The organism is Gluconacetobacter asukensis (assembly GCF_014174375.1).
Taxonomy (GTDB): Bacteria; Pseudomonadota; Alphaproteobacteria; order Acetobacterales; family Acetobacteraceae; genus Gluconacetobacter; species Gluconacetobacter asukensis.
In genome coordinates, this window is record NZ_JABEQE010000002.1 from 194408 (window position 1) to 209277 (window position 14870).

General features: G+C 66.5%; 14 protein-coding genes. 5 read left to right on the forward strand and 9 right to left on the reverse strand.

Annotated features, from left to right (window positions below; translation table 11 throughout):
• Positions 1-2: 2 nt before the first annotated feature.
• The 4 genes from HLH35_RS03205 to HLH35_RS03220 are packed head-to-tail and all read right to left on the reverse strand — an operon-like array spanning position 3 to position 3925.
• Positions 3-860, reverse strand: a complete 858-nt coding sequence (locus tag HLH35_RS03205; protein ID WP_182977757.1) for a sugar phosphate isomerase/epimerase family protein — start codon at positions 858-860, stop codon at positions 3-5.
• Between the two features lies 1 nt (position 861).
• Positions 862-2016 (reverse strand): dihydrodipicolinate synthase family protein, encoded by a 1155-nt coding sequence (locus HLH35_RS03210; RefSeq protein WP_220790514.1) that lies wholly within the window; start codon positions 2014-2016, stop codon positions 862-864.
• A 2-nt stretch (positions 2017-2018) separates the two neighbouring features.
• Positions 2019-2786: a 3-ketoacyl-ACP reductase gene (locus HLH35_RS03215; RefSeq protein ID WP_182977759.1), complete on the reverse strand. Its 768-nt coding sequence runs from the start codon at positions 2784-2786 to the stop codon at positions 2019-2021.
• Positions 2783-3925: an acyl-CoA dehydrogenase family protein gene (locus HLH35_RS03220; RefSeq protein WP_182977760.1), complete on the reverse strand. Its 1143-nt coding sequence runs from the start codon at positions 3923-3925 to the stop codon at positions 2783-2785. The genes HLH35_RS03215 and HLH35_RS03220 overlap by 4 nt, the downstream gene beginning before the upstream one ends.
• Before the next feature lie 587 nt (positions 3926-4512).
• On the opposite strand from HLH35_RS03220, the gene HLH35_RS03225 reads away from it, so the two are divergent.
• The 3 genes from HLH35_RS03225 (at position 4513) to HLH35_RS03235 (ending at position 9435) form a co-directional block, all read left to right on the forward strand.
• A complete protein-coding gene (locus HLH35_RS03225; RefSeq protein ID WP_182977761.1) occupies positions 4513-6012 on the forward strand; it encodes an aldehyde dehydrogenase family protein in 1500 nt (499 codons plus the stop codon).
• A complete protein-coding gene (locus HLH35_RS03230) occupies positions 6009-7607 on the forward strand; it encodes a GMC family oxidoreductase (protein ID WP_182977762.1) in 1599 nt (532 codons plus the stop codon). The genes HLH35_RS03225 and HLH35_RS03230 overlap by 4 nt, the downstream gene beginning before the upstream one ends.
• A 358-nt stretch (positions 7608-7965) precedes the next feature.
• A complete protein-coding gene (locus tag HLH35_RS03235; protein ID WP_182977961.1) occupies positions 7966-9435 on the forward strand; it encodes a carbohydrate porin in 1470 nt (489 codons plus the stop codon).
• A gap of 107 nt (positions 9436-9542) precedes the next feature.
• On the opposite strand, the gene HLH35_RS03240 is transcribed toward HLH35_RS03235, so the two are convergent.
• The 5 genes from HLH35_RS03240 to HLH35_RS03260 all read right to left on the reverse strand — a co-directional run bounded on the left by HLH35_RS03240 (position 9543) and on the right by HLH35_RS03260 (position 13680).
• On the reverse strand, positions 9543-10295 hold the full coding sequence (locus tag HLH35_RS03240; protein ID WP_182977763.1) for a pyridoxine 5'-phosphate synthase: 753 nt from the start codon (positions 10293-10295) through the stop codon (positions 9543-9545).
• Positions 10292-11278: a 4-hydroxythreonine-4-phosphate dehydrogenase PdxA gene (gene pdxA / locus HLH35_RS03245; RefSeq protein WP_182977764.1), complete on the reverse strand. Its 987-nt coding sequence runs from the start codon at positions 11276-11278 to the stop codon at positions 10292-10294. The genes HLH35_RS03240 and pdxA overlap by 4 nt, the downstream gene beginning before the upstream one ends.
• Position 11279: 1 nt before the next feature.
• Positions 11280-12710: a dipeptidase gene (locus tag HLH35_RS03250; RefSeq protein WP_182977765.1), complete on the reverse strand. Its 1431-nt coding sequence runs from the start codon at positions 12708-12710 to the stop codon at positions 11280-11282.
• A gap of 97 nt (positions 12711-12807) precedes the next feature.
• Positions 12808-13299: a protein-export chaperone SecB gene (locus tag HLH35_RS03255; RefSeq protein ID WP_182977962.1), complete on the reverse strand. Its 492-nt coding sequence runs from the start codon at positions 13297-13299 to the stop codon at positions 12808-12810.
• A gap of 90 nt (positions 13300-13389) precedes the next feature.
• Positions 13390-13680 (reverse strand): hypothetical protein, encoded by a 291-nt coding sequence (locus tag HLH35_RS03260; RefSeq protein WP_182977766.1) that lies wholly within the window; start codon positions 13678-13680, stop codon positions 13390-13392.
• Positions 13681-13820: 140 nt separating this feature from the next.
• On the opposite strand from HLH35_RS03260, the gene HLH35_RS03265 reads away from it, so the two are divergent.
• Positions 13821-14165 (forward strand): LapA family protein, encoded by a 345-nt coding sequence (locus tag HLH35_RS03265; protein WP_182977767.1) that lies wholly within the window; start codon positions 13821-13823, stop codon positions 14163-14165.
• Positions 14162-14869: an orotidine-5'-phosphate decarboxylase gene (gene pyrF, locus HLH35_RS03270; RefSeq protein WP_182977768.1), complete on the forward strand. Its 708-nt coding sequence runs from the start codon at positions 14162-14164 to the stop codon at positions 14867-14869. Before HLH35_RS03265 ends, pyrF begins: the two co-directional genes overlap by 4 nt.
• Position 14870: the final 1 nt, after the last annotated feature.

The window sequence follows — 14870 nt, forward strand, 5'->3', positions numbered from 1 at the left end:
CCTCAGCAGACGGACCGGAAGCGTTCGACCATCACGTCCAGGACCTCCGCCGGGTCCCGCTTCCACCAATTGTTCACAGAGAAGATTTCCACCTCGCAGAAGCCCGCGTACCCGGCGTCCTCGACGGCCGCGCGCAGCCCGCGCAGATCGGCCACGCCATCACCCATCATGCCCCGATCCAGCAGCACGTCCGTCGTCGTCGCCAGCCAGTCGCACAGATGAAAGCCGAAGATGCGCCGCCCGGCCCGCGCCAGCTGGGCAGGCAGGTCGGTGTCCCACCACACATGATAGACATCGACCGCCACCCCCAGATGCTCGGCCCCGATCCGGTCACAGAGATCCAGCGCATCCCGCACCGTCGTCAGGCAGGACCGGTCCCCGGCATAGACCGGGTGCAGCGGCTCCAGCGCCAGCCGCACACCGCAGGCGGCGGCATGGGGCAGGATCTCGGCCACCCGGTCCGCCACCATGTTCAGGCTGTCCCGCACCCCCTTCGTCCCGGCCTCAACGCCGCCGGTCACGATCGTCAGCACCGGCGCGCCGAGTTCGGCGGCCTGATCGATGGCAAGGCGGAAATCGTCGCGGATCTCCGCCGCCCCGCGCGGCGCCAGCGGGCCGACCAGAAAGGGCGCGCGGCACAGCCCCACGACATTCACCCCGGCGGCACGGGCGCGGGCACCCAGCGCCGCAGCCCGCCCCGCAACCTCCCGCCGCCAGAACACGATGCCGCCGATCCCCCGCTCCGCGCAGGCATCGATGGTGCGTTCGGGCGCCCATCCGGCCCCAGCACCCGCAATGTTATGGCCCAGCGTCGCGGTATTCAGGGCCAGCACCGTCAGGTCATGACGAAAATCGCGCATCTCATGCCCCGTAAAGCGCAAGCAGCGATTTCATGCGGCTGGCGGCGCGCTCGGGGTCGCGCAGCAGGCCGCACCCGTCGGCAAGGCGAAAGATCCCGGTGAAATAGGGCAGCGGCCGCATGGCCTGCGCCCCGTTCACCATGATGAAATGGTCCTGAAACCCGTTGAGCCAGGCAAGGAAGACCACGCCCGTCTTGTAAAATCGCGTCGGTGCGCGAAAGATCAGCCGCGCCAGCGGCACAGTTGGGTCCAGCGCGGCATGAAAACCCGCCACATCGCCCTCGCCCAGCTTCGCAACGGCATAGGACGCCGCCGCCGCCAGCGGGTCGAAAATCCCCAGGAGGGCATGGCTGAACCCGCGTTCATCGCCCGCGATCAGTTCGGGATAGTTGAAATCATCGCCGGTATACATCCGCACGCCCTCGGGCAGGCGGCGGCGCAGGATGATCTCCTTCTCCTTGTCCAGCAGCGAGATCTTGATCCCGTCGATGCGCGACCGATTCTCCTCGATGATCGCCAGCACCGTCTCCAGCGCCACATCGAAATCGCGGCTGCCCCAATAGCCTTCCAGCTCGGGGTCGAACATCTCGCCCAGCCAGTGCAGGATCACCGGCTGCTCGCAACCGGCCAGAACGGTGCGATAGACCCGCTCGTAATCCTTGCCGCCCTTCGCCACGCGCACCAGCGCCCGGCTGGCCATCAGGATCAGCCGGCCACCCACGGCCTGAATGGCGTCGACCTGCTCCATATAGGCGCCGATCACCTGATCGACCGAGCGCGCCTGGAGCGGATCGAGATGATCCGTCCCGCAGCCATTGCCGATCAGCGCATCCGGCAGTTCCGCCCGCGTGCGCCGGATCAGTTCCAGCGAGCGCGGCCAGTCCATCCCCATGCCGCGCTGCGCGGTATCCATGGCCTCGGCAATGCCCAGCCCCAGCCCGGCCAGATAGCGCCGGAACTCCAGCGTCTTGTCCCAATCCACGGCGGCTTGCCCGGAGGGATCGGCTTCGGTGAACGGATCGGCCACCACATGCGCCGCCGAATAGACGATCCGCGCGGGATCGGGCGGCAGCACCATGTGCGGCAGGGGGGTGCCGGTCAGGACGTAATCCGCCATCCGGCCCGTTTCGTCAGGAAGTGCGATTTTCATGGCCATTCTCAAAAACGGGGAACAAGCATGCCGGCATCGGCCGAAATAACCTGCCCGGTGGTATAGGGGAGCTTGCCGGACGCCAGGGTCGCGATGATGGTCCCGATCTCCGCCGGTTCCCCCACGCGCGGCATCAGCGTCAGCCCGTCCATGGCGCGCCTGCGATAGGCCTCGATCACCGGCGCCGTCATGTCGGTGGCGATCAGGCCGGGCTGGACGTCATAGACGGCGATATTCTCGGGGCCGAGCCGCACGGCCAGCGCCTTCGACACCATCGCGGCCGCCGCCTTCGACACGCAATATTCCGCCCGCTGCACGGCCACCGCGACGGCATTGGACGACGTGACGTTCACCACCGAATGAAACAGCGCATCCGGCCGCGCCCGCGCCAGCAGCCGCCGCGCGAACGCCTGCGAGAGGAAGAACACCCCCCGCGCATTGACCGTCAGGCAGCGGTCCCAGCTCTCTTCACCAACCTCCAGCAGGTCGCCCCGGTGCAGCACACCGACACCGGCATTGTTCACCAGCGTCGTCAGCGGCCCCAGCGCGGCTTCGATCCGCACCAGCCAGGGCGCATGCGCGGCCGTATCGCCGACATCGAAGGGTGCCGCCATAACGGGCACGCCCAGCGCCTCCACCCGCGCCACCGCCGCGCGCAGCTCGTCATCCTCGACGGGCCCATTGATCGCCACCGCAAAGCCGGCCCGCGCCAGGGCCTCGGCGGCCGCCAGCCCGATCCCCCGCGAGGAACCGGTGACGAGCGCAACCTGCCTCATGCCCGCGCGCCCTTCTTCATCAGCTCGCGGGCAATAATCATGCGCTGGATCTGGTTGGTACCTTCATAGATCTGCGTGATCTTGGCATCGCGATACAGCCGCTCGACCTCGAACCCCCGGATATAGCCCGAACCGCCGAACACCTGCACGGCATCTGCCGTCCGCGCGACCGCAATGTCCCCGGCAAAGCATTTGGCCATGGAACAGGACCGCGTGGCATCCAGACCGCGATCGATCTTCACGGCGGCGGAATGCACCAGCAGCCGCGCCGCCTCGATATCCTTCGCCATGTCGGCCAGCAGCCACTGCACGCCCTGAAAGTCCGAGATCGGCTTGCCGAACTGCTTGCGGGTGCCGGCATAATCCACGGCCGCCTCCAGCCCCGCCTGGGCAATCCCCACCGCCAGGGCCGCAATGCCCACGCGCCCCTTGTCCAGCACGCTCATCATCATATGGAAGCCGCGCCCGGCCTCGCCCAGCAGCGCATCGCGCCCCAGCCGCACGTCAGAGAAATTCAGCCCCCCCACCTGGCTGGCCCGCTGGCCCATCTTGTGTTCCTTGGGGCCGCGCTCCACCCCGCGCGCATGCAGGTCGACGATAAAGATCGACATGCCCCGGGTGCCGGCCTCCTTGTCGGTGCGGGCCAGCACAAAGCCGGTATCGGCAACGGGCGCATTGTGAATCCAGATCTTGCCGCCGTTCAGCACCCAGCCGTCACCATCCTTCTCGGCGGTGGTGCGGATGCCGGAGACATCGGTGCCGGCCTCGGGCTCGGTGATGCAGTACGCCACCTTGCGCCGCATGGCGAGGATATCGGGCAGCATCGCCTGCTGCCGCTCCGTGCCATGGCGCACCAGCAGGGTGGAGATCAGCTCCACCAGCCCGCACTGGTCGGCCACGCTGGCATAGCCGCGCGACAGTTCCTCCATCACCACGGCATAGGTCAGCGTATCGAAACCCGGCCCGCCCAGCGCTTCGGGAACACCGATACCGAACAGGCCAAGTTTCGCCATTTCATCGAAAATTTCGGCAGGAAACCGCTCCTCGCGGTCCAGCGCCTCGGCAGCGGGGCGGATGACGTCGTCGGCGAAGGCCTGAACTGTCTCGCGCACCTGTTCCTGTGTCTCGTTCAGATACATTCCGGCATTCCCGCTCAATATGAACTAACTGGTTACATACATCCGGCACCGGGCGCGATCAAGGACAAAGCGCGGGCAAACCGGGCCACCCCCGATTCCAGGGAAGCAATTGCAATCACAGGCAATCCCGGCACGCAGGCCGCAATCGGACGCACAGTGATTATTCTACATCCTTGTTGTTTATATCTTTAATTTTCCAGAACACGACCCCATCCGTCCCGCACCGCGTCCGGCGCCCATCACGGCAAATTGAGTTACCCCGCCCGAGCCGGCGGTCTATCACAAGGTAACCAAATGGTGCATTTGGGCGAAGTCGTTCTCAAAAAATAAGTGCCGTCGCAAAAATCCGACACCAGGCATAATAAAAACGGGACGCCGAAAGATGATGAAGGCCGGAACCAGGCAACCGACAGTCAAGGCAGGCGCGGCATCCGCACGCCCCGCGCGCGGACGAACTCACCGGCCTTTCAACGGTTGATTCACCCCATGGGCGCGCCTGCGTCCATGCCGTGTCACGCCGCCCCTCACATCCGATCGCGTACCCGCAATATGCGCCCGACCACCCAACCAGGGAGGAAAGCTCGTCAATGAACATAATGGCCAATGGGGCGCATTTGCCTGAAACGCCCCGTGAATTCGGCTTCTTTGTCGACGGCGCCTGGCACGCCGGCCAGGACTGGTTCGAACGGACCTCTCCCAGCCACGACGTACCGGTCACCCGCGTTCCCCGCTGCACGAAGGAGGATCTCGACACAGCCGTCGCCGCCGCCCGCCGCGCGTTCGAGGATCGGAGCTGGGCCGGCCTGCCGGGGGCCGAGCGCGCCGCCATCCTGCTGCGCACCGCCGAGGGCCTGCGCCGCCGCCGTGACGAGATCGCCCGCTGGGAAGTGCTGGAAAACGGCAAGCCCCTGACCCAGGCGCGCGGCGAGATCGACCATTGCATCGCCTGTTTCGAGGTCGCGGCCGGTGCCGCGCGCCTGATGCGCGGCGACAGTTTCAACAATCTCGGCGACAACCTGCTGGGCCTGCTGCTGCGCGAGCCGATCGGCGTCGTGGGCCTGATCACGCCGTGGAACTTCCCGTTCCTGATCCTGTGCGAACGCGTACCCTTCATCCTCGCCTCGGGCTGCACGCTGGTCGTCAAGCCCGCCGAGGTCACCAGCGCCACCACCCTGATCCTGGCCGACATCCTCACCGAGGCCGGCCTGCCGCCCGGCGTCTATAACGTGGTCACGGGCTCGGGGCGCACCATCGGCCAGGCCCTGGCCGAACATCCCGACGTGGACATGCTGTCCTTCACCGGCTCCACCGGCGTCGGCCGCTCCTGCGTCCATGCCTCGGCCGACAGCAACCTCAAGAAGCTGGGGCTGGAACTCGGCGGCAAGAACCCGATCATCGTCTTCGCCGACGCCAATCTTCACGATGCCGCCGACGCCGTGGCCTTCGGCATCAGCTTCAACACCGGGCAATGCTGCGTCTCCTCCAGCCGCCTGATCGTGGAGCGTTCGGTCGCCCGCGAATTTGAATCGATCCTGACTGCCAAGATGAAGAAAATCCGTGTCGGCGACCCGTTCGATCCCGAAACGCAGATCGGCGCCATCACCACCGACGCCCAGAACAGGACCATCCTGGGCTATATCGCCCAGGGCAAGGAGGAAGGTGCCACGCTGCTATGCGGCGGCGAGGCGCTGGATCTGGGACGCGGCCAGTTCATCCAGCCGACGCTCTTTTCCGACGTCACCCCCTCAATGGGCATCGCCCGCGAGGAAATCTTCGGCCCGGTCCTGTCCTCCTTCCATTTCGACACACCGGAAGAAGCGATCGCGATCGCCAACGACACGGTCTACGGCCTCGCGGCCTCGCTCTGGACGCGCGACCTCGACAAGGCGCTGACGGTCACTCGCCGCGTGCGTGCCGGGCGCTTCTGGGTCAACACCATCATGGCCGGCGGCCCGGAAACCCCCATCGGCGGCTTCAAGCAATCGGGCTGGGGGCGGGAATCGGGCCTGCTGGGGGTCGAGGAATATACCCAGGTCAAATCGGTCCATATCGAAACCGGCGGCCGCACGCACTGGATCGCATCATGACGCAGGGATTCGACTATATCATCGTCGGCGGCGGCTCCGCAGGCTGCGTCCTAGCGGCGCTGCTTTCGGAAAACCCCTCGTCCCGCGTCTGCCTGTTCGAAGCCGGCAAGCGCGACACCAATCCGCTGATCCACATGCCGATCGGCTTCGCGAAGATGACGACCGGCCCCATGACATGGGGGCTGGTCACCACCCCGCAGAAACATGCCAACAACCGGCAGATCCCCTATGTGCAGGCCAAGGTGCTGGGCGGCGGCTCGTCGATCAATGCCGAAGTCTTCACCCGTGGCCACCCCTCCGATTACGACCGCTGGGTCGAGGAAGGCGCCGAGGGCTGGGGCTTTCGCGACATCCAGAAATACATGATCCGCTCCGAGGGCAACACGATGCTCTCGGGCCCCTGGCATGGCACGGAGGGCCCGCTCGGCGTATCCAACCTGTCGGAGCCCAATCCGGTCAGTCGCGCCTTCGTGCAAAGCTGCCAGGAACTCGGGATGCCCTACAATCCCGATTTCAACGGCCCGACGCAGGAAGGGGCGGGCATCTACCAGATGACCATCCGCAACAACCGCCGCTGTTCGGCCGCCGTGGGCTATCTGCGCCCTGCGCTGGGGCGGCCGAACCTGCATGTCGTCACCGGCCTCCAGGTGCAGCGCATCGTCTTCGAGGGCCGCCATGCCTGCGGCGTGGAATATCTCACCCGCGACGGCACACGGCGCATCGCCCGTGCCGACCGCGAAGTGATCGTCACCTCGGGGGCGATCGGCACGCCCAAACTGCTGATGCTCTCCGGCGTGGGCCCGGCCGCCCACCTGCGCCAGCACGACATCTCCGTGGTCCAGGACCTGCCCGGGGTGGGGCAGAACCTGCAGGACCATTTCGGCGTCGATGTGGTGGCGGAACTGAAAACCCATGACAGTCTCGACAAATACAAGAAACCGCACTGGATGCTCTATGCGGGCCTGCAATATGCGCTGTTCAAATCCGGCCCCGTGGCCTCCAACGTGGTCGAGGCCGGAGCCTTCTGGTATTCCGACCGGCAGGCCCTCTGCCCCGACCTGCAATTCCATTTCCTCGCCGGGGCGGGGGCGGAGGCCGGCGTCGCCTCCGTGGACAAGGGCATGTCGGGTGTCACGCTCAACAGCTACACGCTGCGCCCCAAATCCCGTGGCTCGGTCACCCTGCGCTCGTCCGACCCGCGCGAGGCACCGCTGGTCGACCCCAACTTCCTGGCAGACCCGGACGATCTGCGCGTGTCCGCCGAAGGCGTAAGGCTCAGCGTCGACATCTTCTCGCGTCCGTCGCTCAGCAAATATGTCCGCAAGGTCGCCGGCTTCGACCGCACCGTCACCACCCGGTCGGGGCTCGAAGCCTATGCCCGCGAATATGGCCGCACCTCGTACCATCCCACCTGCACCTGCAAGATGGGCCGCGACCCGATGTCGGTCGTCGATCCGCAATTGCGCGTCTACGGGCTGGAAGGCATCCGGATCTGCGACAGTTCGGTCATGCCGTCCATCATCGGTTCCAACACCAATGCCCCCACCATCATGATCGCGGAGCGGGCGGCCGATCTGATCCGGGGCAATGCGTAACGAGGGAATACACCCCACCCGTCGCACGCTGAAGCGATCTGGCAATAAAGAAACAATATTCGCGCCGGTTTTTTGATGAAAAACTACCGATCCGAAGGAAGCAGACACCGGCCGCAGCCGGATCGACGCGTATGGAATAACCCTCGTTAAAATATCATAAAATGTGAACGTGTAACAATGCAATAACAAACCGACCAACGCGCCACGCCGAAAGCACCAGCCCTTGCTCAGGGCGAAAAAGCGCCGGCACGAGTACGGGGAAACAATAAAAATGAAGATCCATACAACACAATGGACGAAATCCCTGGCCTTCACCTTCACCCTGATATCCTGCCTGCCCGGCGGACCCTCAGGCGCGATGGGCCAGTCCGTTTCACGAATCTCCCGTAAGCCACACCATGTTCCGGCACCGGCCCCACAACCGGCGCCAAAGAGCATTCACAAGCCCATCGTGTCGGTCCAGCCTCAACCGGTCCTCCTTCCGCCCGAAGCGGAAGATCTCGGAAACACCAAGCGGCAGCAGCTTTCCGACACGACGGAACATGCTTTCTTTCCGGCCAGTTTCGACGATTGGATGACGCAGAGCAGCATGACCGGCAATTGGGGCGGCCGAAGGACATGGCTGGTCGACAGGGGCGTCACCATCACCGGCCATTATTTTCAGGACAGCGCCGGAAACCCGATGGGCGGACAATCGCAGAATGTCCGCTACGCCCATGAACTCGGCATCAATGTCGATTTCGACCTCAAGAAACTGACCAGCCTGAATATCGGCCTGTTCCATTTCATCGTCACCTCCCGCGCCGGCCAGGGCCTGGGGGCGAAACTGCCGGCGCTGGACAGCCCGCAGGAAATCTACGGCTCGCCGACCGTCCGCCTCTCGCTGCTGTCGTGGGAAATGCCATGGAACAGATATGTGGCCACCACGGTCGGCGAGATCAACGCCGAGACCGATTTCGAAACCTGGTCCTATTATTGGGGCATGAACAATTACTGCCAGTTCCAGACCAATGCGATCTGCGGCATGCCGCAATCCATCGCCTACAATTCGGGCTACAGCTATTATCCCACGGCGCATCCGGGCGCCTGGGTCAAATTCTATCCCGCCGGCAACAACCATTATTCCATCCAGTTCGGCGCCTATTCCGTCGATCCCACGATCGCGAACACGCATAATGGGTGGAAACTGAACCTCCATGGCGCCACGGGCACCTTCCTGCCCTTCCAGCTCGTCTGGCATCAGGGCGGAAAGGACGATTACAGCGGCCCGCTCCAGACCAACGTAAAAGTCGGCGGCTACTGGGACACGTCGCAGGTCAGCGACGTCTATTCAAAACTCGGCATGTTCCAGATTCCGTCCCAATATCTCGTGGGCGCTCCCACTTCCACCGTGCGCGGCCGCTTCGGCGGCTGGTTCCAGTTCGACCGCCTGCTCCAGCGCGACGAATATGCCCCGCACCGAGGCACATCCTTCTTCGCCTCCTTCACCTGGGGCGATCCCCGCACCGCCATTTTCCCCTATTTCGTCGATTGGGGCATCACGCGCAAAGGCACCTTCGCCAGCCGCCCCGACGACACGGTCAGCCTCGGCATGAAGTATCTGTGGGTCAACGCGAAACTGACAAATTACGTGGCACAGCTACAAAAGGACGGAGCAACCGGCATCTACAAGCCCACGCAGGAACATGCGATCGAGCTCAATTACGGCTGGCACCCCGCCCCCTGGCTGCTGATCCGCCCCGGCGCCCAGTATATCTGGAGCACCGGCGGCACCAACCGCTACAAAAACCCGCTGATCCTGGATTTCGAGACAGGGATATCATTCTAAGATTCAAATATTTCCTGATTTCGGCGTAAAAACCCGTTCGTCAGCAAATGATCGGGGTGCAGGGCCTCAGGCCCTGCCGGGTCCAGGGCAGAGCCCTGGTTCTTCCCTCAAAGTTCTGGAAACTTCCTGGCCGCGTCCATGCACTGCCGCATCCGCGCGACGGTCGCGGCCAGCCCGTCGAAAATCGCCTGCCCGATCAGGAAATGTCCGATATTCAGCTCCACCACCTGCGGCAGGGCGGCGATCGGCCCCACATTGCCATAGGTCAGGCCGTGGCCGGCATGCACTTCCAGCCCGGCCTCATCGGCCTGGGCGGCGGCCCGGCGCAGGCGCTCATACTCGCCGGCACGGCCTTCGGCATAGGCACCGGTATGCAGCTCCACCACCGCCGCGCCGATGGCGGCCGAGGCCGCGATCTGGGCCGGGTCCGGATCGACGAACAGCGAGACCCGAATCCCGGCCTCGCGCAGCACCCGCACCTGCGGGGCCAGCGCCGCCGCCTGGCCCGCCACATCCAGCCCGCCCTCGGTCGTGATCTCGGCCCGGCGCTCGGGCACGATGCAGCATGCATGCGGGCGCAGATCCAGCGCAATGGCCACCATTTCGTCCGTCGCGGCCATTTCCATGTTCAGCGGCGCCGCAATCTCGGCCCGCAGCCGCGCTAGGTCCGCATCGCGGATATGCCGCCGGTCCTCGCGCAGATGGGCGGTGATCCCGTCCGCCCCGGCCGCCACGGCGGCGATGGCGGCGGCCACCGGGTCCGGATGGGTGCCGCCGCGCGCATTCCGCACGGTGGCGACATGGTCGATATTCACCCCCAGGCGCAGGGCCCGCGCGGGAGAGGCGGGGGAAAGGGTCATGCGGCGCTCCGGTTCCGGGTCATGTCGCGGGCCAGTTTCAGGGCAGCGATCAGGCTGGACGGGTCGGCCACGCCCTGTCCCGCGATATCGAAGGCGGTGCCATGGTCCGGCGAGGTCCGCACGATCGGCAGGCCCAGCGTCACATTGACCCCGCCCGCCATGTCGATCGTCTTCAGCGGAATCAGCGCCTGGTCGTGATACATGCACAGCGCCGCGTCATACCGGGCACGGGCGGTGGGCGTGAACATCGTATCCGGCGGCCAAGGCCCCGTCACGTCGATCCCCTCACCCCGCAGCGCCACGATGGCAGGGACGATGATCTCCCCTTCCTCCCCCCCCATCACCCCACCCTCGCCCGCATGCGGGTTCAGCCCGGCAACGGCCAGACGGGGGGCGGCAATCCCGAAATCACGCCGCAACGCCTCGGCGGTCGTCAGCCCGCACCGCACGATCTCGTCCGTGGTCAAACCATCCAGCGCCCGACGCAGCGACACATGAATCGTCACCGGCACCACCCGCAATTCGGGGCAGGCTAGCATCATCACTTCCCGCCCCGGCACGCCGCAGAGTTCCGCCAGATATTCGGTATGGCCCGGATGGGCGAAGCCTGCCTGCTTCAGCACCAGCTTGCTGATCGGATTGGTCACCACCGCCCCGACCTGCCCGCCCAGCGCCAGTTCCACCGCACGGGCAATGCTGCCGATCACCGCCGGCGCATTGGCCACATCCGGCGCACCCGGCCGCGTGGCGCAGGCCAACCCGACCGGCAGAACAGGCAGCGCCTCGGCAAATACCACGGCCGCCTGCGCCGCATCCGTCACCACACGCACCGGCACGCCGGGATACAATGCCGGGTCGCCCAGCACCATAAAGGCCGGCCCGCCCGCGCGCAGGGCCTGCCAGGCGGCCGCCGTCAGTTCCGGCCCGATCCCGGCCGGATCGCCCATTGTCATGGCCAGCACCTGCGGCACGCCGCCCTCCATCTCAGGCGGCGAACCGGCGGTCGCGCGCCAGCGCCTCCAGCACCCGCACCCAGGAACGGATACCCTTGTGGAACGAGATCAGGTCGTATTTCTCGTTGGGTGAATGGATGCGGTCATCATCCCGCGCAAAGCCGACCAGCAGCGAATCCATGCCCAGCGCCTGCCGGACCTCGGACACAACCGGGATCGAGCCGCCGCTGCCGATCGTCACCGCCGGACGGCCCCATTCCTCGCCCAGCGCCGCCAGCGCGGCGCCCAGCCCCGGCCCGTCCGCCGGCACGACGCTGGCCGAAGACCCGCCATGGGCGGCGAAGACAACGGTGCAGTCGGCCGGCAGCATGGCCTGCACATGGGCACGGAACGCCTCGCGAATGCGGACCGGGTCCTGGCCCGACACCAGCCGGAACGACACCTTGGCCGAGGCCTGGGCCGGCAGCACGGTCTTGAACCCGTCGCCGGCATAGCCGCCGCTGATGCCGTTGATCTCGAAAGTGGGGCGGCACCAGGTCTGCTCGACGGCGGTATAGCCGCGCTCGCCCGCCGGCACCGACAGGCCGACCGGCCCCAGGAATTCGGCGTCGGAGGGCGCGATGGCACGCCATTGGTCACGCACCTCGGCCGGCGGGTCCTGCACGCCGTCATAGAAACCGGGCAGCACCACCCGTCCGCTGTCATGATCGCGCACCGAGGCCAGAATCCAACTCAGCAATTCCAGCGGGTTGCGCGCCGCATTGCCGTAAATGCCGGAATGCAGGTCGCGATTGGCGCAATGGATCGTGATTTCCTCGCCCACCATGCCGCGCAGCGCGGTGGTGATGGCCGGCACGCCGCCATCCAGCATGCCGGTGTCGCAGATCAGCGCGACATCGGCGCGCAGTTCCTCACGATTGGCCTGCAGGAACGGCAGCAGATTGGCACCGCCGCTTTCCTCCTCGCCCTCGATCACCAGCGACACGCGCAGCGGCAGCGTGCCGTGCTCGGCCTTCAGCGCCCGCAGCGCCTCGACGAAGGTCATGACCTGGCCCTTGTCGTCGGACGCGCCGCGCGCGACGATCCGCGCCCCGGCTTCGTCGCGGACCACGCGCGGGTCGAACGGCGACGTCTCCCACAATTCCAGCGGATCGACCGGCTGCACGTCATAATGGCCATAGAACAGCACATGCGGCAGTCGCCCGGAGGATTCATCCGCCGACCGGTCATGCGCCACCACCATCGGGTGGCCCGGCGTCTCGCGCACCGAGGCCTCCAGCCCGATCGAAGTCAGCTCGTCGCGCAGCCATTCCGCCGCCCGGCGGCAATCGCCGGCATGGGCTGGCTGGGCGGAAATGCTGGGAATGCGCAGGAAATCGAACAGCCGCTCCAGGCTGGCCTCCAGCGTGCGGTCCACCCTGTCCAGCACCGGTGCCAGGTCACGTCCGTTCGTCATCGTCATTCATTCCTCGATCCGGAATGCGGCATATGCCGCGAGTCAGTCGGGAATGTGCGAACAGGACGCGCGAAATGCAATGCGTGCCGGCTGAACAGGAACGTCAGGCGGCCGCCCGCCGCGCACGCTGCAACGCGGCAAAATCCACCGCCTGCATCAGCACCGGCGGAAATCCGGCGTCCCGCGTCAGGTCCGCCAGCAGATTGCGCGCGGCCGGAAACAGCAGGGCCGGGATATCGATCAGCAGCAGCGGCTCCAGCACCTCCGGCGCGGCGATCCCCCCGGCCATGCGCAGGCTGACCAGCCCGGCATAGGCCAGGTCGGCCTCGTACACCACCTGCTCGCCCGGCGTCCGCCCCTGGCAGCGCAACACCAGCGCGACCTCGAACAGCGGCGAGCCGTCGGCGACCTGCCGCGCATCGACATCCAGGTCCAGATGCAGGCGCGGCAGTTCCTTCGGCGCGGCATGGATCGCCGGCGCGCCGGGCACCACCAGACGCACCGATTTGACATACTGGCTGACGATCTCCGCGCGTGGCGCGGCCGTTCCATCCGCCGCCCCGGCAATCGTGGCGGTGGCGTCTCCATCATGCATCTTGGTCACGTACTCCGGATCGTGAAGCCGCGACTGTGCTGCAGGCAAGATGAACGAGGCGTTTATCCGACGCTGTTTTTCTCGGATGTCTCAGATGAATTGTCCGCGCAGGAAGCCCAGCGCGGGCAGGGGGCGCCACGCACGCGGCAGGTCGGCACGGCGGATAGGCGTCACGCTGTATCGGGGCACCGGCTGGCGGGTCTGGCGCAGGAAGGACGCATAGGCCCGGACCTGCTGTTCCCGCCAGTCGCGGTCGGCCATCGCGGCCGGACGGGCGGGATAGATCTCGGCAATACGCAGGGCCCGGCCGACGGTCGCGACAACGGCCCAGACCACGTCATCCTTGCGCCCGGTGCGCTGAAACGCGATGATTTCACTCAAGAGCCTGCTCCGCCCCGATCCGGCAGACGACACCATGCCGGCGCGGTGGGAATCAAGGCCGATCTGCGGGCGTCGGCTCGCCGCACGGCAATGTCCCGATTTCCTTGCCGGACATCGCGCGAAACGGTAGGAGGCTGCCCATGCTGCGTTTACTTGTCACCGTGCCTTTCCTGCTGGGGCTGATCGTCTTCAGCGCCTGCAACCAGGAACCGATCCAGATGTGGTTCCTGGATTGGGGGTGGAAATCCTCGGTCGGCGTGCTGACGCTGATCGTCGCCGCCGCGTTCTTCATCCTGGGCGCGGTCGCGGTGTGGTTCGCCGAGCTGCGCCAGCGCGGACGCGCCCGCCGGGCGGAACAGCAGGTCCGCGCGCTGGAGGAACAGGTGGCCGAACTGCGCCGCCAGCAGGCCGAAACCTATAACCCGCCCCCCGCGCCAGTGGCCACCACCGTCCTGCCGGCATCGCACGAGGCCCCCCTGCCATGACCACCCGCCGCACGCGCCTGATCGTGGCGCTGGACACCAAGGACGAGGCCCAGGCCGCGCGCTGGCGCGACCAGACCGCCGCCAGTGCCGACGCCATCAAGCTGGGGCTGGAATTCACCTATGCGCGGGGGCTGGACGCAGTGCGCCGGGTCGCGGACGGGCACAGCCTGTTCCTGGACCTGAAGCTGCACGACATCCCCAACACGGTCGGTTCGGCCATCGGCAGCCTGGCCGAGACCCGCCCGGCAATGCTGACGATCCACGCCCAGGGCGGCAGCGCCATGATCGCGGCGGCCCGCGCCGCCGTGGACCGCGCCTTCCCGGCCGATGCCCGCCCCCTGCTGCTGGCGGTGACGGTACTGACCAGCATGGACGCCGACGCACTGCACGAAATCGGCGTCGATGACGACCCGTGCCAGCAGGTGCTGCGCCTGGGCGCACTGGCGATTGCGGCCGGCGCCGACGGGCTGATCTGCTCGCCGCACGAGATCGCCCCCCTGCGCGACCGGCTGGGCGACGCGCCGGTGCTGGTAGTGCCCGGCATCCGCCCCGCCGGGTCTGCAACCGGCGACCAGAAACGGGTCATGACCCCGGCCCAGGCCCGCCATGCCGGCGCCGACTGGATCGTGGTCGGCCGCCCGATCACCACCGCCGCCGACCCCGCCGCCGCTGCCGCCGCCGTGGCAGCGGAGCTGGCCGGCTGAC